The sequence below is a fragment of the Methylosinus sp. PW1 genome, assembly GCF_000745215.1.
Lineage (GTDB): Bacteria > Pseudomonadota > Alphaproteobacteria > Rhizobiales > Beijerinckiaceae > Methylosinus.
Genome location: NZ_JQNK01000009.1, coordinates 1,878,362 through 1,902,319, shown reverse-complemented (window position 1 = coordinate 1,902,319; position 23,958 = coordinate 1,878,362). Strand labels below are relative to the sequence as shown.

20 protein-coding genes are annotated in these 23,958 nt (G+C 64.5%); 16 read left to right on the top strand and 4 right to left on the bottom strand.

Annotated features, from left to right (window positions below; genetic code table 11):
• Positions 1-71: 71 nt before the first annotated feature.
• The 6 genes from K369_RS18695 to K369_RS18670 all read left to right on the top strand — a co-directional run bounded on the left by K369_RS18695 (position 72) and on the right by K369_RS18670 (position 7,126).
• The gene (locus tag K369_RS18695; protein ID WP_036293238.1) at positions 72-932 is read left to right on the top strand and encodes a MetQ/NlpA family ABC transporter substrate-binding protein; all 861 of its coding nucleotides are present in this window, start codon (positions 72-74) and stop codon (positions 930-932) included.
• Positions 933-978: 46 nt separating this feature from the next.
• On the top strand, positions 979-2,073 hold the full coding sequence (locus K369_RS18690) for a methionine ABC transporter ATP-binding protein (protein ID WP_036293236.1): 1,095 nt from the start codon (positions 979-981) through the stop codon (positions 2,071-2,073).
• Entirely contained in the window at positions 2,054-2,728 is a 675-nt protein-coding gene (locus tag K369_RS18685) for a methionine ABC transporter permease (protein ID WP_036293234.1), read from the top strand. The genes K369_RS18690 and K369_RS18685 overlap by 20 nt, the downstream gene beginning before the upstream one ends.
• A gap of 93 nt (positions 2,729-2,821) precedes the next feature.
• Positions 2,822-3,973 (top strand): PLP-dependent aspartate aminotransferase family protein, encoded by a 1,152-nt coding sequence (locus K369_RS18680; RefSeq protein ID WP_036293229.1) that lies wholly within the window; start codon positions 2,822-2,824, stop codon positions 3,971-3,973.
• A gap of 342 nt (positions 3,974-4,315) precedes the next feature.
• Positions 4,316-6,406 (top strand): protein-disulfide reductase DsbD, encoded by a 2,091-nt coding sequence (locus K369_RS18675; protein WP_245278243.1) that lies wholly within the window; start codon positions 4,316-4,318, stop codon positions 6,404-6,406.
• A 27-nt stretch (positions 6,407-6,433) separates the two neighbouring features.
• On the top strand, positions 6,434-7,126 hold the full coding sequence (locus tag K369_RS18670; protein ID WP_084570732.1) for a redoxin domain-containing protein: 693 nt from the start codon (positions 6,434-6,436) through the stop codon (positions 7,124-7,126).
• A 198-nt stretch (positions 7,127-7,324) separates the two neighbouring features.
• Here K369_RS18670 and K369_RS18665 read toward each other — a convergent pair whose 3' ends face one another.
• Complete coding sequence (locus K369_RS18665; RefSeq protein WP_036293225.1) at positions 7,325-7,660, bottom strand: hypothetical protein; 336 nt, start codon at positions 7,658-7,660, stop codon at positions 7,325-7,327.
• A gap of 36 nt (positions 7,661-7,696) precedes the next feature.
• Between K369_RS18665 and K369_RS18660 the strand changes: the two genes are divergently transcribed.
• From K369_RS18660 to K369_RS18645, 4 genes are all read left to right on the top strand, one after another.
• Positions 7,697-8,110: a hypothetical protein gene (locus tag K369_RS18660; RefSeq protein ID WP_036293223.1), complete on the top strand. Its 414-nt coding sequence runs from the start codon at positions 7,697-7,699 to the stop codon at positions 8,108-8,110.
• 301 nt (positions 8,111-8,411) lie between these two features.
• A complete protein-coding gene (locus K369_RS18655) occupies positions 8,412-8,867 on the top strand; it encodes a (2Fe-2S)-binding protein (RefSeq protein WP_036295818.1) in 456 nt (151 codons plus the stop codon).
• 13 nt (positions 8,868-8,880) lie between these two features.
• Entirely contained in the window at positions 8,881-11,058 is a 2,178-nt protein-coding gene (locus K369_RS18650; protein ID WP_036293220.1) for a molybdopterin cofactor-binding domain-containing protein, read from the top strand.
• Between the two features lie 210 nt (positions 11,059-11,268).
• Positions 11,269-11,982, top strand: a complete 714-nt coding sequence (locus K369_RS18645; protein ID WP_051949396.1) for a DUF4375 domain-containing protein — start codon at positions 11,269-11,271, stop codon at positions 11,980-11,982.
• A 287-nt stretch (positions 11,983-12,269) separates the two neighbouring features.
• Here the strand turns inward: K369_RS18645 and K369_RS18640 are convergent, their stop codons facing one another.
• From K369_RS18640 to K369_RS18630, 3 genes are all read right to left on the bottom strand, one after another.
• Positions 12,270-13,550 (bottom strand): PepSY domain-containing protein, encoded by a 1,281-nt coding sequence (locus tag K369_RS18640; protein WP_084570731.1) that lies wholly within the window; start codon positions 13,548-13,550, stop codon positions 12,270-12,272.
• A gap of 77 nt (positions 13,551-13,627) precedes the next feature.
• The gene (locus tag K369_RS18635; protein ID WP_036293210.1) at positions 13,628-15,949 is read right to left on the bottom strand and encodes a TonB-dependent siderophore receptor; all 2,322 of its coding nucleotides are present in this window, start codon (positions 15,947-15,949) and stop codon (positions 13,628-13,630) included.
• A gap of 82 nt (positions 15,950-16,031) precedes the next feature.
• Complete coding sequence (locus tag K369_RS18630) at positions 16,032-16,397, bottom strand: hypothetical protein (RefSeq protein WP_036293204.1); 366 nt, start codon at positions 16,395-16,397, stop codon at positions 16,032-16,034.
• A gap of 300 nt (positions 16,398-16,697) precedes the next feature.
• Between K369_RS18630 and K369_RS18625 the strand changes: the two genes are divergently transcribed.
• The 6 genes from K369_RS18625 to K369_RS18605 all read left to right on the top strand — a co-directional run bounded on the left by K369_RS18625 (position 16,698) and on the right by K369_RS18605 (position 23,843).
• On the top strand, positions 16,698-17,375 hold the full coding sequence (locus tag K369_RS18625) for a response regulator transcription factor (RefSeq protein WP_036293201.1): 678 nt from the start codon (positions 16,698-16,700) through the stop codon (positions 17,373-17,375).
• A complete protein-coding gene (locus tag K369_RS18620) occupies positions 17,372-18,745 on the top strand; it encodes a HAMP domain-containing sensor histidine kinase (protein WP_084570730.1) in 1,374 nt (457 codons plus the stop codon). Before K369_RS18625 ends, K369_RS18620 begins: the two co-directional genes overlap by 4 nt.
• Before the next feature lie 448 nt (positions 18,746-19,193).
• Positions 19,194-20,171 carry a recombinase family protein gene (locus tag K369_RS24905; protein ID WP_051949394.1) on the top strand — a complete coding sequence of 326 codons (978 nt, stop codon included), beginning with the start codon at positions 19,194-19,196 and terminating at the stop codon, positions 20,169-20,171.
• A gap of 110 nt (positions 20,172-20,281) precedes the next feature.
• The gene (locus K369_RS24900) at positions 20,282-20,947 is read left to right on the top strand and encodes a hypothetical protein (RefSeq protein ID WP_051949393.1); all 666 of its coding nucleotides are present in this window, start codon (positions 20,282-20,284) and stop codon (positions 20,945-20,947) included.
• A gap of 322 nt (positions 20,948-21,269) precedes the next feature.
• A complete protein-coding gene (locus tag K369_RS18610; protein WP_084570729.1) occupies positions 21,270-22,157 on the top strand; it encodes a transporter in 888 nt (295 codons plus the stop codon).
• A gap of 36 nt (positions 22,158-22,193) precedes the next feature.
• Positions 22,194-23,843 (top strand): cytochrome-c peroxidase, encoded by a 1,650-nt coding sequence (locus tag K369_RS18605; RefSeq protein ID WP_051949392.1) that lies wholly within the window; start codon positions 22,194-22,196, stop codon positions 23,841-23,843.
• Positions 23,844-23,958 lie beyond the last annotated feature (115 nt).

Here is a 23,958-nt window from a genome sequence, read left to right as displayed (position 1 = left end):
CAACTATATTGACATTCCCGATAGGGTTAGCTCTTTTTGTGCTGAGATCACGCGGCCACAGGATCGACGCAATGACCAGGGCTCCAAACAGAGCGGGACGCGCTTCCACCGAAGCGGCCTTAGTGAAATGCGTTCGCCGTTCGATCTTCTGGCTCGCGCTGGCTTCGACTCTCGCCCTTTCCGCTCTCACGCTTCTCGCGGCGCCGGCGGTCGCGGCCACAGTGCGTGTCGGCATTATCGGCGGCGAGGATGAAGACCTTTGGAAAGTGGTGGCGGCGCAGGCCGCCGCGAATGGGTTGACCATAAAGACCGTCGTCTTCAACGACTACACCCAGCCCAACGAGGCCTTGGAACGCGGAGACGTCGACGCCAATGCGTTTCAGCACAAGCCCTATCTCGATAATCAGATCAGGACGCGCGGCTACCACATCACGCCTGTCGGCTTCACCGCGGTCTGGCCGATCGGCCTCTATTCGCGCAAGGTCCGTTCTCCGGCCGATTTGCCGAAAGGCGCGATCATCGGCGTTCCCAACGATCCGTCGAATGAGGGGCGCGCATTGATCCTCCTGCAACGGGTCGGGCTGATCGAGCTGCGCGACGGCGCGGGCATACTCGCCACGACCGCGGACATCGTCGATAATCCGAAAGGTCTCGTGATCAAGGAGCTCGACGCCGGCGTCGTCGGTCGCGTCATCGACGACCTTTCGGCCGCGGTGGTCAACACCGATTGGGCGCTCAAATCCGGGCTGCGCGTCGAGGATCGCATTGCGCAGGAGCCTGTCGCCGACAATCCTTACCGGAACTTCATCGCTGTAAAAGCCGGCCGTGAGAACGAGCCCTGGGTCAGGACGCTCGTCGGCGCCTATCAGAACGACGTGGTGAAGAACGCGCTGACAAAAATCTTCCATGGGACAGGCCTTCCCGCATGGTGAATTCCATGGCCGGCGTCCACAATGACGATTGCCCCGAAGGTCCCGCTTGAACGCGCCGACGTTTTCCTTCGACGCATCGACGCTCGACTCGTCGAGCGAGAGCGGCCCGCCGCCTGTCGTGCGGCTGCGCGAGGTGACGAAGCGGTTCGGTGGGACGATCGCCTTGGACCAGGTCTCGCTCTCGATTCGCCGCGGCGAGGTTCTCGGCCTCATCGGCCGCAGCGGCGCCGGCAAGTCGACGCTCATCCGCTGCCTCAATGGTCTCGAGCGCCCCGACAGCGGCGACGTCGAGATCGAAGGGCGTTCGATCATCGGGCTCAGCGAGCGCGAGCTGCAGCCGTTCCGTCGTAGAATCGGCATCGTCTTCCAGCACTTCAATCTAATGTCGGCGAAGACCGTGGCGGGCAATATCGCTTTGCCGCTCGAGATCGAAGGCCAGCCGCGCGCCGCCCGCAAAGCGCGCGTCGCCGAGCTGCTCGATCTGATCGGGCTCGCCGACAAGGCGAGCGCCTATCCGGCGCAGCTCTCCGGTGGCCAAAAGCAGCGCGTCGGCATCGCGCGCGCTCTCGCCGCGCGACCGGCGCTGCTGCTGTCGGACGAAGCGACGTCCGCCCTGGATCCCGAAACGACGGACGCGATCCTGGAATTGCTGCGGGATATCAACCGCAAGCTCGATCTCACCATCCTATTGGTGACGCATGAAATGAGCGTTGTTCGCGCCATCGCCGACCGCGTGGCGGTGCTCGACGGCGGGAGAATTGTCGAAGAAGGGCCGAGCTGGCGTATCTTCGCCTCGCCGGGCGCCGCGACGACCCGCAGCCTTCTGCGCGCCTTTCGACCGACATTGCCGGACGAGCTCGCGGCGCGCCTCGTCCCCGGCCGGGGAGAGCGAACCCTGCTGAAAATCGTCGTCATCGGCGCTGAGGCGCGCGCGCCGCTGCTGGCGGATCTCGCCCTCGCGACGGGTCTGCGCGCCACCCTGGTCCACGGCGGCGTGGACCGCGTGAATGGCGAGGAGATCGGCGCGCTGTTTCTCGAAGCCGATGGGCGCGATCAAGCGCGATTTTCCGCTGCGCTGGACTATCTGCGCCAGCGCGCGAGCGGGGCGGAGGTTCTCGGCCATGTCGCCGGCGATGATTGAGCTGCTCTGGCGAGCTTTCCTCGAAACTCTGGTCATGACAGTGGCCGCCGGGTTCGTTTCGCTCGCGCTGGGGCTGCCGCTCGGACTGCTGCTCGTCATGACCGATCGAAACGGAATCGTCGAGCGCGTTTGGCTCAACCGGCTGATCGGCGCGGTCGTGAACGCGGTCCGATCCGTTCCGTTCATCATTCTCCTCGTCGCGGCGATTCCGCTCACGCGATGGATCGTCGGCACGTCGATCGGCGTTGCGGCCGCCATCGTTCCCTTGTCGCTCGCGGCGATCCCCTATTATGCGCGCATCGCCGAGCTGTCCTTTCGCGAGGTCGATCCGGGCCTGATCGAGGCGGCGCGCGCGATGGGCGGCAGCCGTTGGACGATCGTTTCGAAAGTGCTGATTCCAGAAGCGCTGCCGGGCCTCACGAGCGGCTTCACCGTGACTCTCGTGACGCTGATCGGCGCTTCCGCCATGGCGGGGGCGGTCGGCTCGGGCGGGCTCGGCGATCTCGCCATTCGTTACGGATATCAGCGCTTCGAGACCAATGTCATGATCGTCGTCGTCCTCCTGCTCATAGCGCTCGTGTCCGCGCTGCAATGGGTCGGCGACAAGGCCTCGGCGAGGTTCGACAAGCGAAAGGGCGCGAATGCAAAATCGTGAAGACCGCCCCTGCGCGCCGGTTCGCTGCTCGACGGCGCGCTTCTCATATTCGAAGGCTCGCAGCCTTCTTCCGTCAAATCGAGGTCCGCACGCATGACCGAGCCTGAAACTATAGCCGCGCAAGCCGGCGGAAAGGTCGACGCCTCCGTCGGCGCGCTCATCCCGCCCATTCATCCGTCGACGACCTATGAGCGCGGGCGCGACAACAGCTTCCCGGAAGGGCGTATCTATTCGCGTCCCGACAATCCGACATATGCGGTCGCCGCTCAGACATTGAACGCGCTGGAAGGAGGGGCGGAAACGCTTCTCTTCTCATCGGGAATGGCGGCCGCCACGTCTGTCTTTCTCGCTCTGGACCCTGGCGATCATGTGATTGCGCCTAAGGTCATGTATTGGGCTCTGCGTGGCTGGCTCGCCGATTTTGCGACGCGCTGGGGCTTACGCATCGACTTCGTCGATCTGGCGGATGCGGCTGCTCTCGAAGCCGCGGTCCGCCCCGGCGAGACGCGTCTCGTCTGGGTGGAAACGCCCGCCAATCCTCTGTGGACCATCGCCGATATCGCCGCGGCGGCGGCGATCGCCCATCGCGCCGGCGCGCGGCTCGCAGTCGACTCCACTGCGGCGTCGCCCGTGCTCACGCGGCCATTGTCGCTCGGCGCCGATCTCGTCGTTCATTCCGCGACGAAATATCTGAATGGACATTCCGACGTGGTGGCGGGCGCCGTCGTCGCCGCGCGACGCGACGACTTGTGGGATCGCATTCGCGCGATCCTGGCGCGCAACGGCGCCGTGCTCGGGCCATTCGAGGCATGGCTTCTGCAGCGCGGGCTGCGCACCCTTTTCCTGCGGGTGCGCGCGCAGTCTCAGTCGGCGCTCGCGCTCGCCGAGCGGCTCGCCGAGCACGCGGCCGTCTCGGAGGTCCTTTATCCCGGCCTTCCCGGCTTTCCGGGCCATGAGGTCGCCCGGCGACAGATGCAGGGGGGCTTCGGCGGCATGTTGTCCATCCGCGTGAAAGGCGGCGCCGCAGCGGCGATCGCGACCGCCGCGCAAGTGACGATTTGGAAGCGCGCGACGTCGCTCGGCGGCGTCGAGAGCCTGATCGAGCATCGCGCGAGCGTCGAAGGGCCGGGAACGCCGGTTCCAGGCGATCTGCTGCGCCTCTCGACGGGAATCGAATCCGCCTCCGATCTTTTCGACGATCTCGCCCGAGCGCTGGACGCCGCTGCGGCGAAAGCGTTCCCTTGATCTCGAGGCTCTAGCGCGCTACCGCCGCGGAACGCGACGGCGGCCGCTTCGGCTCTTCGTCGCCGACGTCTTGAGCGGCACTCCTCGCGGATGCGCGCGAGGCGGATTGACGTAGCCGATTATTCAGATAGTTTTACTATGTTTCTAGCGCTGAAATGCTCCGGAGTCCCGTAGCGCCCCGGTCGAAGACAATTGGCGTGGGGCCGAAGCCGTCGATCGCGGATCTAGCCGAAATCTCGATGCGCGGCGAGGATCCACGCAAAGCAAAAGGGACAGAGCATGCGCCAAGACGCTCGACGTCGCTCATCATCGATCGTTCTTCTCGGGGCGTTGGCGACGCTCTTGGGCGCACCGTTCGGCGCAAAGGCCGCGGAGAGCGATGCGCAGTCGAGCCCACGCGCCACCGTCACCTTGATCAGCGAGGCGGACAGTGTCGCGCCCGGCCAGAGCTTCCGCGTCGGATTGCGCCAGAAGCTCGCGCCGCATTGGCACACATACTGGAAAAATCCGGGCGACGCCGGCGTCGCTCCGAACTTGTCCTTGAAGCTGCCCGAAGGCGCGACGGCGAGCGAGATCGCCTGGCCCGGTCCTGATAGCATCGCGGTCGGTCCCGTGCGGAATTTCGGCTATGAGAATGAGATCGTCCTCCCCGTCACGGTGACCGCGCCCGCGACGATCGAGCCCGGTCAGACCTTCTCCATCGTGGCGGAGGCCGATTGGCTGGTCTGCGCGAAGCAATGCATTCCCGAGACCGGGAGCTTCCGGCTGGACCTGCCGGTTTCCGCCGTCTCGATCCCGGCGAGCGGCGACGTCGCGGCCGCGTTCGCTGCGACGGACGCCCGCCGGCCGGAGCGACGCGGCTGGACCGCGCACGTCACGGACGAAGGCGCGGCGCTCGCGCTGACCGTCGAAGGCGGCGATATCTCTCCGCAGGCGGTCAAATCGGCCTTCTTCTATCCGGCCGAATGGGGCGTCATCGTCCATGCGGCCGCGCAGCAGCTCAGCGTCGAGGATGGCCGGCTTCGTCTCGCCATCGAGAAAGGCCCGGTTTTCACGCCGCAGAGCGACGCTTCTGGTCTGCTGTCGATCTCCGGCGACGATGGACGCGCACGCTGGATCGAGATTGCGCCGAGCGTGGACGCTGCGCCGATCATCGGCGGGACGGGCGGCGGGGCGAGGCTCGGCGTCTCCGTCAGAGACGCCGAGAGCCTGCCGCTGGGGCAGGCGGCGCTCTTCGCTTTTCTCGGCGGCCTCATCCTCAATCTGATGCCCTGCGTCTTTCCCGTTCTCGCCATCAAGGCCGCCGCCGTCGCCAGACTGTCGGGCGGCGCGCTGCGCGAGGTGCGTCTGGCGGGCCTATTCTACACGCTCGGCGTGCTGGTCGCTTTCGTGGCGCTCGCCGGCGCTCTGCTCGCCGCGCGCGCCAGCGGCTCTGCGGTCGGTTGGGGTTTCCAATTCCAATCGCCGATTTTCGTCGCCGCGATGAGCTGGCTGCTGCTCGCGATCGGCCTGAATTTATCCGGCGTCTTCGAGATCGGGCTCACGGCGACCGGCGCCGGCCAGAGCCTCTCCCAGAAACAGGGACACGCGGGCAGCTTCTTTACCGGCCTGCTGGCTGTGGTCGCGGCGACGCCTTGCACGGCCCCGTTCATGGGCGCCGCGGTCGGCGCGGCGCTGGCCTCGCCGCCCTTCGTCTGCCTCGCGCTTTTCGTCGCCCTCGGGTTCGGCCTCGCCGCCCCCTATGCGCTTCTGAGCCTCTTTCCTCGGCTGGCCCGGCTCCTGCCGCGTCCGGGCGCCTGGATGCTGCGCCTGCGTCAGGGGATGGCCTTTCCGATGTATGCGTCGGCCGCATGGCTCGTCTGGGTCCTCGCGCAGCAGGCGGGCGACCTCGGCGTCCTGGTCGCGCTCGCGGGCGCGCTGCTCGTCGGCTTCGGCGCCTGGACCTATGGCGTCGCGCAGCAGGGAAGCGGGCGCGCGTTGCTTCCGCGCGGACTCGCCGCGGCTTCGGCGGTCGGTCTCGTCATCCTCCTTCCGCAGCTCGGCGCGGCCACGACGCCGAGCGTCGCGGCGACAGCGTCCTCCGCCGGCTCCGAGCCGTTCAGCAGCGCGCGCCTCGCCGCGCTCCGGCAGGAGGGCAAGCCCGTCTTCATCAATCTGACGGCGGCCTGGTGCATCACCTGTCTCGTGAACGAGCGCACGACGCTTTCCACCGCCGCCGTGAAGGACGCCTTCCAAACCGGCGGCGTCGCCTATCTCAAGGGCGATTGGACCAATCAAAACCCCGAGATCACGGCCTTTCTCCGCAGCTTCGCCCATGACGGCGTGCCTTTCTACGTCTTCTACCCCCCGGGCGGAAAAGACGCCGTGCTTCTTCCCCCGGTCCTGACAGAAGCGGCGGTCGTGGAAGAGCTGCGGCGAACCATCGTCAACTGATCCTTCGAGCCAAGACAGGAGATTTGCATGTCGAAAATTCGATTTTCGTCGGACGACGGCCGCCCGCAGGCTCCCGCGATCGATCGCCGCGAGGCGCTGGTCGGCGGCGCGACGGCGGGCCTCGGCATTCTCGCAGCCGGCGGCGCTCTGCTGCGCAGCGGCCCTGCTCTCGCGGCGCCACAAGTCGGCCAGCCCGCACCCACTTTCTCCGCGACCGACACCAAGGGCGTCCTGCGTAGTCTCGCGTCCCTGAACGGCAAGGTCGTCGTTCTGGAGTGGACCAATGCGGAGTGCCCCTTTGTCGCCAAGCACTATAATTCCGCCAATATGCAGAAGCTGCAGAAGGAAGCGACGGCCGCCGGCGCGATCTGGCTCTCGATCATCTCCTCGGGGCCGGGGGAAGAGGGATATGTTCAGGCCTCGACGGCGAATGCGCTGACGGTCGCCCGCGACGCCGCGCCGACGGGCGTGATCCTCGATCCGGACGGAAAGATCGGCCACGCCTATGGCGCGCAGACGACGCCGCACATGTATATTATCGACGCCAAGGGCGTGCTGCGCTACGTCGGCGGGATCGACAGCATCCCCTCGACACATGTCGCCGACGTTCCGAAAGCCCAGCCATTGTTCGAGGAGGCGTTTCTCGCCGTGAGCCAGGGCCGGCCGGTGAAGAACGCCGTGACGCGGCCTTACGGCTGCTCCGTCAAATATTCCGTCTGACGCGCACGCGGCCCGACGCCGAAAGCGACGCCCGGCGGCGTTCCACTTCCGGTCCGACTGCGCGTCATTCGCGACATCGGTCGGCTGGTCGAGGGAAGACGCTGCGCCGCGCGACATCCAATTCTTCGCGGATTGGGAGCGCCCGAGCGCGTCGACGCTACGCGCGCTGGGGTAGCGACAGCCATCGGCCGTGACCAATCATTCGTGGTCAAATAGGATGCGGCGGGCGAACACGGCCTTCAGGCGCTTGCCGGCAGTCTCGCGCGCAATGCCGAAGGCGTCGGCAATGTCGTCGAGCGCCGCGCCGGTCGCCGGCGTCGCGGCTACGCGCGCCTCGGCGGGGGAGACCGAACATGCGCGAGAAGAGCTTCGGGCGGGACCGGACTCGAATAGCGACTGCAGCTCGTCGGCAGGAGGTCGCCAATTCACGAATCCAATTAGGAAAAATCTGATGACGACCAAGGTTTGGCGAGCGATGTCGCCGCAGCTCGCGTAGCCTTCGAAGCCCTCGAAACCGCAGGCGTCGAGCCCCATCGCAGCGGCGTCACGGGTGCGGACAAAAGCCAAAGGATGATCGATATGGCAATCAACGTAGGATTCAGATCTATCGAAAGCGGATCTGTCGCCAATGGCGGCGAAGACATTGTTCTTCACGCCAAAGCCGATGACGCCGAGGCGAATGTTTTTCTTCCCGCCGACGAGGCGCCGCGCCTGGCTCTTCTTCTCCTGCAGCTATCTCAGATCGCCCGCGATGTCCGTTCGCACAATGGTCCGATCGACGTCCCTATCTTGGAGGGAGAGGCGCTCGAGGTCGTCGAGGAACCGACGTTGCGACGGAAAGTCGTACAAATCCGTCTGGCGTCGGACGCTGCGGGGCAGGGCGCGAAAGCTGCAATTCTGCGTCTATCTCTCCCGCCTGACTTGCTGTCCAGATTCGCCGAATCAATTCTTCGACCGTCGCAAGAAGAAGAGCCCGTTCGATGAGCGGCGCGTGCTCGCCTCCCCTTAGATTCGTCGAGGAAAACGGCGGGGACCGGCTATGAAGATCGGGAAAGTGGCGCGCGAGAGAAGGACGTCATGAGCATGCCGCGTCGCCGAGCATCCGACCCCCACGCCCCGAATGTCTGACGGAGAGCGCGCCCCGGCGATTTCCATGTGAGCTGATTTTCGTGAGCTGATTTTCAGGTTTCCCCGCCTCCGGCGCTCGCGGGGGCGCGCAGGCTCTTTCCTAAATATGACCGATTTGATAGAAAATGTGAAATGGCCGCCGTTGGAGAGGCATTGCATGACGACCCTTACGCTGACCGTCAATGGGCGTGGCTACGACATAGACGTCGCGCCGGACACGCCGTTGCTCTGGGCGATCCGCGAGAATATCGGCCTCACGGGCACGAAATACGGTTGCGGCATCGCGCAATGCGGCGCTTGCACCGTGCATGTGGACGGCGAGGCGGTGCGCGCTTGCAGCGTGCAGGTCGGCGATGTCGTCGGCAAGAAGATCACCACCATAGAGGGGCTCGGCCGGGACGGCGCTCTGCATCGGCTGCAAGAGGCGTGGATCGCGCATGATGTGCCGCAATGCGGCTATTGCCAGAGCGGGCTGCTGATGGCGGCCGCCGCACTGCTGCGCGAGAATCCGCGTCCGACCGACAAGGACATAGACGAGGCGATCACCAATATCTGCCGCTGCGGCACGTTCCAGCAGGCGCGTGAGGCCATTCACGCCGCCGCCAAGGCCTGAGGGGAGAACAATCATGACGCAATCTCTCTCCCTCGGCCGGCGCGGCTTTATCATCGGCGGGGCCTCGCTCGGCGCGGGGCTGGCGCTCGGCCTCGACATTCCCGGCGCCCCCAGGGGCGCTCTCGCCGCGGAAGGCGCACCGGAGGTCAACGCCTGGGTGGTGGTGAAGCCGGACGATACGGTCGTCATTCGCATCGCCCGCTCGGAGATGGGCCAGGGCTCGCTCACCGGACTCGCGCAGCTCGTGGCCGAGGAGCTCGAATGCGACTGGTCCAAGGTCACGACCGAATATCCGACGCCGGGCCAGAGCGTGGCGCGCAATCGCGTATGGGGCGATTTCTCCACCGGCGGCAGCCGGGGCATCCGGGGCTCGCATGATTATGTCCGCAAGGGCGGCGCGACGGCGCGCGAGATGCTGATCCAGGCCGCGGCCGACGAATGGAAGGTCCCAGCTACAGAATGCAGGGCGCAGAGCAGCATCATCACTCACGCCGCCTCCGGCCGCTCCACGAGCTACGGCAAGGTCGCCGCGGCGGCCGCGCTGCTGAAGCCGCCGGCCGACCCGCCGCTGAAGGACCCGAAGGATTGGAAGATCGCCGGCAAGGGCCTGCCGCGGCTCGACACGGCCGACAAGACCAATGGCAAGATGGTCTATGGCATAGATTTGAAGCTGCCGAACATGCTGAATGCGGCGATCGCCGATTGCCCGGTTTTCGGCGGCCGGCTGAAGAGCTTCGACGGAGCGAAGATCGCCGGGCTGCCCGGCGTCGTGAAGGCGATAGCGGTGGGCGACACGGCGGTGGCCGTGGTGGCGGACACATGGTGGCGCGCCAAGACGGCGCTGGACGCTCTGCCGATCGTCTGGGACGAGGGGCCGAATGCTGCGGCCTCCAGCGCGGCGACGGCCGCGTGGCTGGCCGAGGGGCTGGACTTCGCAGAGGCCGCCGTGGTCGGCAATCGCAACGGCGACGCGAATGCGGCGATCGCCGGCGCGGCCAAGGTGATAGAGGCGGTCTATTCCTATCCGCATCAAAATCACGCGCAGATGGAGCCGTTGAACGCCACGGCGCTCTATACGCCGCAGCGCTGCGAGGTTTGGACCGGCACGCAGAACGGCGAAGCCGCCTTCGCCGCCGTGGTCGCCGCCTCGGGCCTGCCGCCGGAAAAATGCGAGGTTCACAAGATCATGCTCGGCGGCGGCTTCGGCCGGCGCGGCTTCACCGATTACGTCACCCAAGCGGTGCTTCTCGCCAAGCAGTTTCCCGGCCGGCCGGTGAAGCTCTTGTGGTCGCGCGAGGAGGATATGGCGCATGGCAAATATCATCCGGTGACGCAATGCCGGCTCGTCGGCGGACTCGACGCGCAGAACAAGCTCGTCGGCCTGCATATTCGCCTGTCGGGTCAGTCGATTCTGGCGAGCGTGCGGCCCGAGGCGATCAAGGACGGCGTCGATCCGGCGGCTTTCCAAGGGCTCGCGCCGAGTGGCGACGCGCAGATCGGTTATGACGTCCCTCACCTGCTCGTCGAGCATTCGATGCGCAATCCGTCGGTGCCGCCGGGCTTCTGGCGCGGCGTCAACATCAATCACAACGCCATCTATCTCGAGAGCTTCATCGACGAGCTGGCCCATGCCGCCGGCGCCGAGCCTCTGGCCTTCCGCCGCGCGCTGATGAAGAACCGCCCCAAGCAACTCGCCGTGCTCGACGCCGTGGCGGAGCGCATCGGCTGGAGCGCGCCGCCGCCCGCCGGCGTGCATCGGGGGATCGCCTCCTTCATGGGCTATGGCAGCTATGTCGCGGCGGCGACGGAAATTTCCGTGCAGGATGGCGACAAGATCAAGATCCATCGCATCGTCGCGGCGACGGATACGGGCTATGCCGTCAATCCGGCTCAGATCGAGCGGCAGGTCGCGGGCTCCTTCGTCTACGGCCTCTCGGCGCTCTTCTATGGGGCCATCACGGTGAAGAACGGCCGCGTCGAGCAGAGCAATTTCGACAATTATGATTCGATGCGCATCAAGGACATGCCGAAAGTGGAGACGATCGTCATGCCGAGCGGCGGCTTTTGGGGCGGCGTCGGCGAGCCGACGATCTGCGTCGCCGCGCCCGCCGTGCTCAACGCGTTTTTCGCAGCGACCGGAAAGCGTATTCGCAGCGTCCCGCTGAAGACCACCAATGTCGCATTTGCATAGAGCGCTCTCCGATCCGGCGGCATCGTCTGGTCGGCGAGAATTCGATCGAAGAATCTAGATTTTCTCCGATCCGATCGGATCGTAGGCGAGTCACGCGCCTGCGCAATTCCCGCGCGCAAAAACGCAATCGTCGTCGACCAGAGCGCGGTCGACTCCACCGATCCGGACTATGACATCGTCCAGGCCAATATCGACTTCCTCAACGATCTGTTGGCGCAACATATTCGCTTCGACGAAATGTCACAGGAGGCGCTGCGCAGCTATGAGGTCGATTATTATCTGGCGCAGATGGAGAATGGCGGCTTCCCGCAATTCGTCCTCAATTCGCGCTGGCATGTCGATTCGGTGCGGCTGATCCGCGAAGGCCTGGCGGCGATCGGAGCGAAAAAGCATCTCTCGCTGTTCGACGAAGGGGGCCGCCTCGTCGATTCACTGGGCAGGGCGCGGCTGACGAAATTCCTCGCGACGACGATCTATGATTACGGCAAGAGCGCCGAACGCGCCGCGCTCGAAGCGATAGACGAGCGCTTTTTCGGTTTGGACAAGACAGAGGATCTGCGTGGTCTCAACCGCGCGTGGCTTCGCGCGCATCCTGCCCTCGCGCCGGCAGGCGCGGAGCGCATATCGGCGGAAGTCCGGCGGCGCGGCGAGCAGCTTCCCGATCGCGCCGCGCGTATCGCCGCAGCCCAGGCCGCCGCGCCCCGCTACATGAAGCTCATTCGCGCCCTGGTCGCCAAGGCGGGCCAGCGGCTCGACCGCGTGACAGCCGGCGATCCGACGCGCGAGTTCGCCGGCGCGCCGACGACCGCCTGGTATTTCCTCGCCGATCAAGGCCTCTTCCACATGGTCGACGCCAGCGGCAAAGCCATCATGTTCCGCGGCCGATCAACAACCGATCGCGTTTGCGAGATCGACGCGCCGTGAACGGCAGGAGCATGTTTGGTTCGTCACGACGCGGGGCGCATGGAGATGCTCATCGCGACCTCGACGGCGGCGCGATTTCGCCGACGCCGAAGCCGGCGATGGTCCGGTCGTTCGGCAAGCGTCGGCGGTCGCTGCTTCGTCGATCGCATTCCTCACAATTCAACGACAGGATCACGAGGGAGAGAGACGAGCGATGCGCCATGGGTGAGGCGCGCGGGCTCGGAACGAGCGCGGCGCGTCAATGAGCAATTGGCGAAGAAAAACAATGGAACAGATTCCTCCATTCGTTATCGTGAATGGCCTGTCGCGGCTCGCGTACGCGCGTCGGCTTCGAGCCGCGGCTCCTCCCCGGTGGAGCGTGCGGTCGAGTGATTCGTGGAAAGCTTTCGCGCGCGCCGCTTCTTCCACCATATGTAGACGCCGGTGACGGAGAGCAGCGTGACGAAGAGGCCGAGCGCGCAGACGAAGATCTGGAACGGCCGGCCGAACACGCGCGTCATATGCAGCGCATAGAGCCAGCTCTCGACCGTATTGCCGACATGCTCGCCCGTCGGCAGATGCAGCCGAACGAGCGATCCGTCATCGCCATCGAAGAAGATCGATGTGCTGCCGCCCTTGGGCGAGCGCTCGAAAACGTCGCGGTCGGTGCGGATTTGATAGCTGTAGAGCCCGCCCATGGGGCTATAGCCGAGGCTGAGCGGCGCGACGACCTTGAAGCCGCGCTGCTCGGCGAGCTCGGCGGCGAGGCGCTCGCCAATGGCCTGCGCCGCGCGCCAGTCGAGCGCGGGCGCGTCATTGGGGCGGCGCGCCATCATGTCCTTCATGAGGGCCATCGGCGATTGATAATCGAAGACCCTCTCTGTGACCCAGAAATAGACCGGCTTCATATTGAACAGCACGCTCGACCAGGCGAAGACGAAGAGCATCGGCCACAGCCACAGGCCGCTCGCGCGATGCAGGTCGAGATTGACGCGATAGGCGCCGCCGCGCCATTTCACCAGCCACGCCGTCTTCCAGCGCCGGAAAAAGCCGCCGAGCGAATTGGGCAAAGTGAGATAGAAGCCGACGAAACAATCGATCGACCACGCGATGGCCACTATGCCGAGCGTGAACGCGCCGAGGGGTCCGAGAACCAAGGTCCAATGCAGTTTGTAGATGAAGGGCATGAGATTGACGAGCCCTTCGGAAATGTCGCCGCGCATGCGGCGGCCGAGCTCTTTTCCGGTCCAGGGATCGAGAAACAATTGATCGAAGCCCGTGACCTCGCCGGGCTTGCCGGTCGCCGGATCCATGGGCCGGGCGAAGCTGACGAGGATCTGATCGGGCTCCGCATAGAGCACGCTCGCGACGCGCCGGTCGAGGACGATTCCCTGCGCGCTCTGCGCGAGAGCGGCGAGGTCGAGCGGCGGAACGCCCGCGCGCGGCTCAGCGAAGAGCTGCGGCGCGAAGACGCGCTCGAGCTCGGTGTTGAAGGCGAGCAGGCTGCCGCTGAGGGCGACGACGACGAGAAATCCAGTCATCGCCAGACCGATCCAGCGATGCAGAAAGACGAAAAAAGAACGGATCATTGTATGGCCTCCTGATGAATTCGACACGCCGGCGGCTCGTGGGCCGCCACCCTCGGCCGCCGGCGCGTCTCGGTTCGCTAGAATTTCACTTTCAGCGAGCCGACGAAAGTGCGCGGCGCGCCGTAGGCGGCGTTGAGTCCGCCGTCGCTGCTCTCGAAATATTTCGCGTCGGCGATATTCACGACATTGAGCTGGGCTTCGATCGGCACATTCTGGAACAATAAGCGATAGCCGACCATGGCGTCGAAGCGCACATAGGCGGGAAGCTGCCAGGAATTGGTGGCGTTTCCCTGCCGCTCGCCATTGGCGTAGAAGCCGGCCCCGAAGGCGAAGCCCTCCTTGGCGCCCGGCGCCGTGTCGTATTTCACCCAGAGATTGCCGGCGTGGCGCGGAACTCCCGGCCAGCGCTTGCCGAGAATGGCGCCCGTGCCGGTGACATTGCTCTTGAGGACGATCGCGTCGCTGTTCGTGTAGCTGCCGATGATGCTGATGTTGTCGGTGACCTGCCCCGCCACGTCCAATTCGAGGCCGCGATTGCGCACCTTGCCGGCAGCGATCTGGAAGCTCGAATTCGGAAAGCGTGGGTCCGATGTCAGAATGTTCGAGAGATAGAGATCGAAAGCGGCGATCGATCCGGTCAGCCTTCCGTCGAAGAGACTCGCCTTGGCGCCGACCTCGAATTGCTGCCCTTCCTGAGACTTGAGCGGCGTGGCGTCGGCGCTCTGCGCCGCCGCGTTGGAATTGCCGAAAGATTCCGCATAGCTCGCATAGATCGAGAAATTCTCGTCGAGCTTCACCAGCAGGCCGCCGTTCGGCGAGATTTTTCGCTCGGTCCGGTTCCCTTTCCACGACGGATTATAGTGGCCGTCGCAGAAGGGATAGCACTGCGCGCCGGCCGCCGTTTGCGTGACGCCGGAAATTTCTTGGTTGACGTCGAAGGCGACGTCGTAACGGCCGCCAATCAGGAAGTGGATGAAATCCTCGTAGGAGATGTCGTCCTGGACGTAATAGCCGAAGTTGACCTGATTGGAGCGAGACAAAAGGTTGCCCGAGCCTTGGCCGACGAATCCGTGCAGCGAGTAATAGTCGATGCCGCCATAATTGGGCGCCCAGACGTCGAGAGCCGGGATCGGCTGCAATGGAAAGCCGGCAGGCGGCGTGCCAGGCGGATTGTCGCCCTTGTACACCTGATGATACCAGAAGTAGTCGAAGCCGAAGAGCAGCTTGTGCTTCAATGGTCCGGTTTCCACCTCGCCATTCACGTCGAGATTTAGAGAATACATGTCGCGATAGCCGCGGCTCCAGCTGAGCTTGCGGTTCATTTGGCCGGTTGTGAGATTATAGCCGCGCGAGAGGATATAATATTGCATTTCGTCGGCATGATTATAGTGGAGCCTGTTCGTCACCGACCATTGATTGTCGAAACGATAGGTCCAATCCGCTGCGACGAGAATACGCTCCATTACATCGGGAAATTCGTCGTACCATTTCGGGTCCATCTGCGTCCAATTGCGCGGAAGGCCGGCCGGGCGGCCGACGAAACCAGGAATGGCGTAGCTCTGCGCCAATGCCGGGACCATCTGGCCGTAGCTGCCGCGGCTGGCGGTCTTGAGATGGTCGTATTGGAAGGAGAGATTCGCTTCGAATTGCTCGGTCGGCCGCCAGGCGAGCCGCGCCAGAACCGAGCCATTGTCGCGATGCCGGAAGTCGATGAAGTCGTCGGCGCGGTCATAGACGCCGATCACGCGGTAGAGGAGCGTCTTCTCCTTGTCGAGCGGCCCGGTCGCGTCGACGGTGGTGCGTGAGAGCCCCCAGCTGCCGAACTGCTCCTGCATGCTGTACGCGGCCTCTTCCTGCGGCCGCTTGGTGACGAAATTCACCATGCCGCCCGGCTGAATGCGCCCATAGAGCATGGCGGCCGGCCCTTTGAGGATTTCGACGCGCTCGATGAAGGCCGTGTCCGACGCGTTGGCCACGCCGGTCAGCTTCAGCCCGTCGCGATAGGTGTTGTTGCCGTTGGAAAAGCCGCGGATCAGAAAGGCGTCGTAATAGGTGAACAGGCCCGTCTGCACGCCGGAGACGAATTTCACCGCCTCCTGTGTGTTCAGGATCTGATTGTCCTCGAGCACTTGTCGCGGAATGACGACCACGGCGCGCGGCGTGTCGATGAGCGGCGCATTGGTCTTCGTGGCCGAGAAGGCGTTGCTGCGCGCATAGCCGGTCTGCTTGCCGTCGTCGAGCGAGGAGAGCTGACCCAAATTGCGTCGCGCGGGAGCGCCATTCTGCTCTCCAGCGACGTCGATCGCGGGCAGCGTCTCCTGCGCGAGGGCGGAGGCGGTGAAAGAAACGAGCGGAAATGCGCCGGCGAAAACGCCGCGCATCAATTTCGAACGATGCATGTCTCATGTCTCCTGGCGTGGCGCAGAGGCCGACGCGAGCCGAATTGAGGGCGCGGCACGGAAGCGAGCCGCGTTCATTGGGTCAGGAGAGCGTCGGCGGCGCGCGCGACGACCAGGAGCAGCCCCATCCGAGCGGCTTCCGGGGGAGGCGCGGGGGCGCGATGCGGCGCGCGGAGGCGGTGGAAAAGAAGAAATGGGCGAGCGTCGTCGGCGCATGCGTGGTCGCCAAATCGAGCCCGCCGCAGCCGCCGGCCACGCAGAGAATGCAGCACTGACCGGTCCGGCCCTCCTTCGCCGGCGTCTCATCGCCATGCCGAATGTCGCCGCAATGATCGGCGAGGGACGCGCCGCCTCTCACATGCGCCCATCCGAGCTCATGAGCGTTCGCGCCGCCGATCGACATCAGCGCCTGCAACAGCGTCAGGCAGATGATGAACCAATAACGCAAGGCCGCTCCCCGCCGCTGGATAAGGGCCTCGAATCGTTATGCTCGTTCGGTAACTTGGTCGTAACACAGCGGCTCGCTCGAACGGCGCACGCCCCGGGGCGCCAATAAAAAGATATAGTAATATCAATTAATTGATATCATTCGATGCGCCGAGGCGGCGAGATCGCGCGGCGCGGCGACGCGAATTTGGGCAAGTAGTTGCAAATTCGACACAGTTGCGAAAATGATCGCTGGGAGAGGCCGTTCGAAGGAGCGAATGCTTTCTCATGGTACGGAGCGTCGTGGCGGCGGGAGCTCTTTGTGCGCATTCTCATAGTCGAAGACCAGCGCGAGATGGCGGCGCTGATAGCAGACCGCATCGATGATGCGGGATTCGTGACGGACCATGTCGGCGACATCGCCGAGGCGTTGGAGGCGCTGCGGACCAGGGACTATCCTCTGGTGCTGCTCGACCGCCGCCTTCCGGACGGCGACTCGATCGGCGCGGTGCCGACGATCCGCCGCTTGCGGCCCGGCATTCGCATCGTCTTCGTCACCGCGCTGCACGCGACAGACGACAAGATCAGCGGCCTCGACGCCGGGGCGGACGACTATCTCTCCAAGCCTTTCGACGCCGACGAGCTGGTGGCGCGCATCAGGGCGAGCCTGCGGCGTCCGGGCGGACGCTCGCAGCCGCCGATCGTCGTCGGCAATCTGTCCTTCGATCTCGAAGCGCGCGAGGCGCAAATCGCGGGGCGGCCATTCGTGCTGCACAGGAGGGAGTTGCTGCTGCTCGAGGCCCTCGTGCGGCGAGTGGGGCGCGCCGTCACCCACGATTCGCTGTTCGAGGATATCTACGGCTTCGGCGAAGCGGCGCAGATCGACGCGCTGAAAATGCTGGTGTCGCGCCTGCGCCAGCGCCTCGAGAAGCAAGCGGCCGGCGTCGAAATTCATGCCGCGCGCGGCATCGGCTACCTCATTCGCAAGGCGCGCGCGTGACTAGGCGATCTTTGTCCTCGCAGCTCGTCGTCTCTTGGGTGGCGACGCTCGCGATCGTCTTCTTTACTCTGCCGGCGACGGTCTATCTGCCGCTCGCCGCTCTGCGCATAGGCGACATTGCCGAGGTCGGCCTCGAGAGCTGGACGACGCGGCGAGCCCGCGGTCTCGTCATCGACGCGCTTCGCGCGGACGCGTCCGGAACGATGCGCATCGAGGTCACGCATAGCCTTCTCGTCCATATGCGGCGCAACCCGGAATTTCGCTTCGCCGTTTTCGAGCCGAAGGATGGCGCTCTGCTTCCGGGCTCGTCCGCGGAACTCGCGTCCAACTTCGACGCGAGCGCCAATGTCCAGAGCTTCGGGACGATGTTTCATCTCGCCGACGATCCCAACCCGGACGCACGCGGCTATGACCGAATAGCGGAGACGCCGATCGGAAGAATGCGGATCATCGTCTATGGCGCATATTTCCATTGGGACGACGTGCTTCAGCAGCTCTACAATCATCTGAAGCTGATTAACTTCGTCGCCTTCGTTCCGCTGTGCGCGGCGGTGGCGGCCGTCGCATGGTTCGTTGTCCGCCGATGCCTCGCGCCATTGCGGTCCGCGGCGGCCGAGGCTGCGGCGGTCGACGTGAACTCGCTCGACCGGCGGATCGCGCCGAGGGATCTGCCGACGGAGGTCCTTCCTTTCGTGGAAGCGGTCAACAGCGCTTTCGACCGCGTTCGTGACGGCGTCGAAAGGCACCGCCGCTTCACCGCCAACGCCGCGCACGAATTGCGGACGCCTGTCGCCATTTTGAGGGCGCGAGTGGACAGGCTGTCCGATATGCCGCTCAAGCACGACATCGAACGCGACGTGCGCCGAATTCAGACGATTGTCGATCAATTGCTGATTTTGGCGCGGCTCGGCGGCGGATCCGACAAGAAAAGCGACCGCGAGATCGACCTCGGCCGCACAGTGCTCGCGATCACTGCGGACTATATGCCGATCGCCATCGATAATCGCCGCAATATCGCATTCGAGCCGCCGCCCGCGCCGGTCGCCGCGCGGATCGACGGCTGGGCAGTCGAGAGCATCGTCGCCAATCTCGTCGAGAACGCCGTGCGCGCGGAGCCCGAGGGCGGCACGGTCGTCGTCCGCGTTCTCCCCGAAGCGGTGATCGAGGTCGCCGACCATGGCGAAGGCGTCGCGCCCGACGACAGAGAGCGTATTTTCGAAGCCTTCTGGCGCAAGAACGACGCGTCGCGCGGCGCAGGCCTCGGACTCGCGATCGTGCGTGAGCTGCTCGACGAATTGCATGGCTCTATCGAGGTGCGGACGACCGAAGGCGGCGGAGCGACATTCGTCGTGCGGCTGCGCTCGGCGTGAGCTCACGACGCCGCATCGATCTATGTCGGACGGCGGCCGACTGAAAGGCTCGAACTCGCGTGAGAATTTAGCTCGTTCCGGCCGGTTTCGGTGATGAGACGGCGGAAAATGAAATCGGCGCCCCGATCGCGCCCGCTTTGGACCTGGAAACGAGAATGTCGGCTATCGGCGTGATCGGACGTCCGCCCTTTGAAAGGAACGGGTCTCTCTTCGGGTCAAAGAACTAAATTGCTCTCGCGGTAGTTTGCGGCCGGCGTTTCTGGCGGGCTGCGGGTAACGGGTGTTCGGCGAACTGGCTGAAGATCGCGGGGTTAGCAACCTCGCTTCAGACAGGAGCAGCGCATGACAGAGGAGCGCGTCACCCCGCTTCGCCAGCGCATGATCGAAGACATGACCATCCGGCATATGGCCTCGGAGACCCAGCGCGATTACATCCGCGGTCAAGACCTTGGCGGGCTTCCTGGGCCGATCGCCGGATGCCGCCACGGCCGAAGACCTGCGTCTTTTCCAATTGCACTCGACCGCGACCCACGTCCGCCCGCCGACGATCAACATGACGGTCTCAGCGGCCGGCATATGGCCTCGGAGACCCAGCGCGATTACATCCGCGGTCAAGACCTTGGCGGGCTTCCTGGGCCGATCGCCGGATGCCGCCACGGCCGAAGACCTGCGTCTTTTCCAATTGCACTCGACCGCGACCCACGTCCGCCCGCCGACGATCAACATGACGGTCTCAGCGTTGCGGTTCTTTTTTGGCGTGACGCTCGATCGGGCCGACGCGACCCGCCATCTGACCTTCGTTCACGAGCCGCACAAGCTGCCGGTCGTGCTCAGCCCCGATGAGGTCGCGCGACTGCTGGAGGCGGCGCCCGGCGTCAAATATAAGGCCGCGCTCGGCGTCGAGAAGGATCCAGACGATCGAGTGCGGGAAGCCCTGCTGCTGGTGTTCTCGAAGTTCGACGAGCTTCGCAGCGCCCGCCAAGTTCATTTCTGGTTGCGAGAAGAGGGCATCGTGCTTCCCGCCAATTCGCGGCGAGCCGAGGCGCCCGGCGTCGTCTGGAAGTTGCCCGCATATAACGCCGTCCACAACATACTGACCAATCCGATTTACGCAGGCGCTTATGCATTCGGGCGGACAGGGAGCCAGGTCAGCGTTGTCGAGGGCCGCAAGCACATCCGTCGCGGTGTGCGCCACCCGATCGCCGAATGGGACGTGCTGCTCAAGGAACAGCACGAGGGTTATATCACCTGGGACGAGTTCGAGCGCAATCAGCGCCTCATCGCCGACAATGCGACCGGCATGGGGCGGACGATTGCCAGAGGAGCGGTGCGCCGCCAAGGCGAAGTGCTTCTCGCGGGACTCCTGCGTTGCGGTCATTGCGGCCGCAAGTTGCAGGTGCACTACAGCGGCAAGCTCGGGCGCTAAAATTGCTACGGCGCCCGGCTGAACCATGGAACGGCGCGCTGCATTTCGCTGGGCAGTCGTAGCGCTGACGCTTCCGTTGGCGCCGAGGTGCTGCGCGTCCTGGCGCCGCCGTGGTTGCGGAAAAGCGGCCGCCGCTCGGCGAGACCGAGCGCAAGCAATTGCTCGCGCTCGGCGCCGACCTGACGCGCGCATGGTCGCACCCCGCTGCGACAGCCGGCGCCCGCAAGCGGATACTGCGCACAGCGCTCCATGAGATCGTGGTGACGAAGAGGGGCGCCATCGTCGATCTCGTCCTACACTGGCAGGGCGGCGATCACACGGCCCAGCAAATCGAGCTCAGGCTCAACGCGGCTGGTCGGCGCCATACACGCGTTCCGGAGGATACGATCGCCCTTGTCCGCGAACTGGCCAGACTAATGCCAGACGCTCAGATCGCGCGACTGCTCAATCGTTGTGGCAAGCCGACGGGTCATGGCAATGGCTGGACGGAGCGGCGTGTGCACGGCTTCCGCAAGCACCACGAAATCATGGCTCACCGGGACGGCGAGTGGGCCGAACGCGGCCAGATCACGCTCGATGCCGCGGCAGAGATCATCGGCGTGTACAAGATGATCGCGCTACGCATGATCAAGCGCGGCGACATCGAGGGACGGCGGCCCTGTCCCGAAGCGCCATGGGTCATTAAGTCCGCCGACGTCGCCGCATTCGCGGCAAAGACGCCGCCGAAACGACCGGTAACACCAAACAGCGCTCAAGCGGGCTTTGATTTTCAATAGATAAAAGGTGCGCATTATGACGCGTGGCCGCTGGGGCATTCCAAATTGGAAAGTACCGTGCGCTATCTCGGCATAGAGGTCGACGACGCTCTCAGCATTTCAGAGCAAGTCTATCTTTGAACCGAACCAGTATCGAGGCGCAAGCGAACGCGCTCGTCCGCCTCATCGCGCGCATGTCTATGCGGCGTCAGATGCCCGGTCCGCTCGGGTAATCGCCCGGCCGACCCTCGCGAAAGTTGCAACTCCCGGTCGGGATTGACATCCAGCTTCACCGGAACGATTAAAGGATCATTGATACGGTCAAGCTTCGCGGGGGCGGGCGATGTTAAATTGGAAGCGCTTCGGCGCGGCAGCCTTTGCGCGTGCTCATATCGTCATAGCGTCGATTCTCGCATCGACATTGTGCTGCGGGCCATCTTTCGCTGGATCGATCCAGCAGCCTGGACTAATGGCGGGCCTGCCGGAAGGCTGGGCTCCGGAGCCTGGCCTCTATGGCGTCATGGCCTTCAATTCCGGCGCCGACGAGAAGTTCAACTCGACGGTCGGCGTGCCGGCCTTTCTCAATTTCTCCACGCCGCTAGAAGTCGCCGGCGCGCGCGTGCAATTCAAGACGGTGCCGCTCGTCGTCGCCAACGTCAACATGCAGGGCCTGCATCGAATCGGCACTTACAATTCCTATGTCGGCTCGTGGTTCTCGTGGTTTCTCGGCCATGGCTTCAATGTGGCGATCGGCGAAGGCGCATGGATATCGACGGGCTCGCCGCTGACGCGCGCGCTCGGCACTGATTTCACGGCGTTTCAGCAGAATCTCGCAATTACCTACTTGCGCGACAATTGGAACATCACGCTCAACAGCTTCTATGCGACGGGCCACACCAATCCCTTCGCGAGCTCGCCGCAGACGTTGAATTTCGATTTGACGGCGATCAAGCGCGACGGACGCGCCGAATGGGGCTTCATCGCCTTCAGCGAGGTGGACCTCGACAAGCCCTCGGTCGGCTATATGAACCGGCAGAGCTCCGTCGCGCTCGGCGCGCTCTACGGCTATCTGATCGGCAATCAGATCAGCGCGCAAATCAAGCTGTCGCATACTTTCTACGCGAAGAATACGGCGCGCGACACGCGGCTCGGCATTCAGTTCATCATCCCGATCTACACGCCGGCCGCGCCCGCGCCCTCCAATGCCGCAGAGGCGCTCGCGGCGCGCTAGCTCAACATTTAAAGCTCGGACGAGCGGGAGACTTCGATGGACATCCGAACCGTTCTCGCGGGAGCCGTTCTGTCGGTGAGCGCCATTGTCGGCGCGGCGGCGAATGACGACGGACGCGGCGGCGCGTCTCTCGATCGAGAGTTGCGCGCCTATATCGCCGAGCATCACCTGACCGGCGACGCCGTCGACAGCCGCAAGCTGCCGATCTCGCCGCTGTCCGACCCGCTGCCGCGCCTCGGCAAGCTCTTGTTCTGGTCGAAAGGCATGAGCCCGGGCAAGGATGTCGCCTGCGTGACCTGCCATCACCCTATGCTCGGCTTCGGCGACGCGATGCCGCTGCCGGTCGGCGTCGGCGCCAATAATCCCGATCTGCTCGGCCCTGGCCGCAAGCGCGTCGAAAAGCCCGGCATGTTCCCGCCTTTCGGAACCGGCGATTCGGCCATGCCGCGCAATTCGCCGACGCTGATTGGCCTCGCCTTCTGGGATCAGTCGATCACTTGGGACGGCACTGTGTTCAGCACGACCGGCACGCCCGGCATGAGCGGCGTCGACGGCCGCATCGTCGCGCCGGTCGATTCGCCGCCGGTGCGGGGGATGTTCAACAATTTCATGCTGCCGCGGCAGGAATACATCTCCTATGAGGAGAAATTCAAAGACGGCATGCCGATCAGCTCGGGGCATGGAATGTTCCCGACCGCGGTCAACGCCGCCATGCGCGGCAAGGCCTATGGGGGAGCCGGCAGTCCGCAGACGCCGGGCGCTACCGATCTCGAGGTGCGCCAGAAGCTCGCAGCGCGCTTCGGTGGCTATGGCGATCCGAACGAGCAATTCGCCAAGAATGAATGGCTGCCGCTGTTCCGCGCCGGCTTCAAGGATTATCAGTCGCCGCCCGAGCAGCTGGTGACGGCCAATAATATCTCGATCGCCCTGGCCGATTACGAGCGGACCATGACGTTCACCCATACGCCCTGGCGCGCCTATGTGCGCGGCGACAGCCATGCGATCAGCGAATCGGCCAAGCGCGGCGCGCGGCTGTTCTTCGCGACGGCCGAACAAGGCGGCGCCAATTGCGCGTCCTGCCATTCCGGCGATTTCTTCACCGATGAAAAATATTGGGTGCTCGCCGTTCCGCAGATCGGCCGTGGCAAGACCGACCTCGACACGATCGAGGACGGCATCGATGATTGGGGCCGCGCGCATGTCACCGGCCATCGCGACGACAAATATGCCTATCGCACGCCGACGCTTCTCGGCGTCGAGGTGACGGCGCCTTTCGGCCATAGCGGGGTTTACAACACCCTCGAGGACATCGTCCGGCATCATCTCAACGTCGAGCGCGCCGTCGCGAGCTTCGATTACAAGACGATCCCCGCGACTGGCGGCCCGATCAACTCGAAATTCGCCAAGGACCACACGCAAAATGCGCTCGACATGCTCCGCTCGCAGCGTGAAGATAAGATGCCCGGAGTCATTCGCGACGTCGAGCTGACCGACCGACAGGTGGCCGACATTTTGAGCTTCCTGAAATCGCTCACCGACCCCTGCCTCAAGAGCAATAAATGCTTGGCGCAGTGGATTCCGAATGCGAGCGATCCGGATCCCGATGGCCTGCGGCTCTGCGCCGTCGACCAGCGCGGCCGCGAGTTCCTGCCCGGCTCGTGCCGGAGGTCGAACGCGCGACGCTAGAAAGTTGCGGCGTTTGCGCAAGAGCACAGCGCCGAATTGTCGGCTAATCTATCGCATCGATCGGCGCATATGCGCCGATCGAACGGGGGGCATAGGTGCTATCGCAGACTTCCGA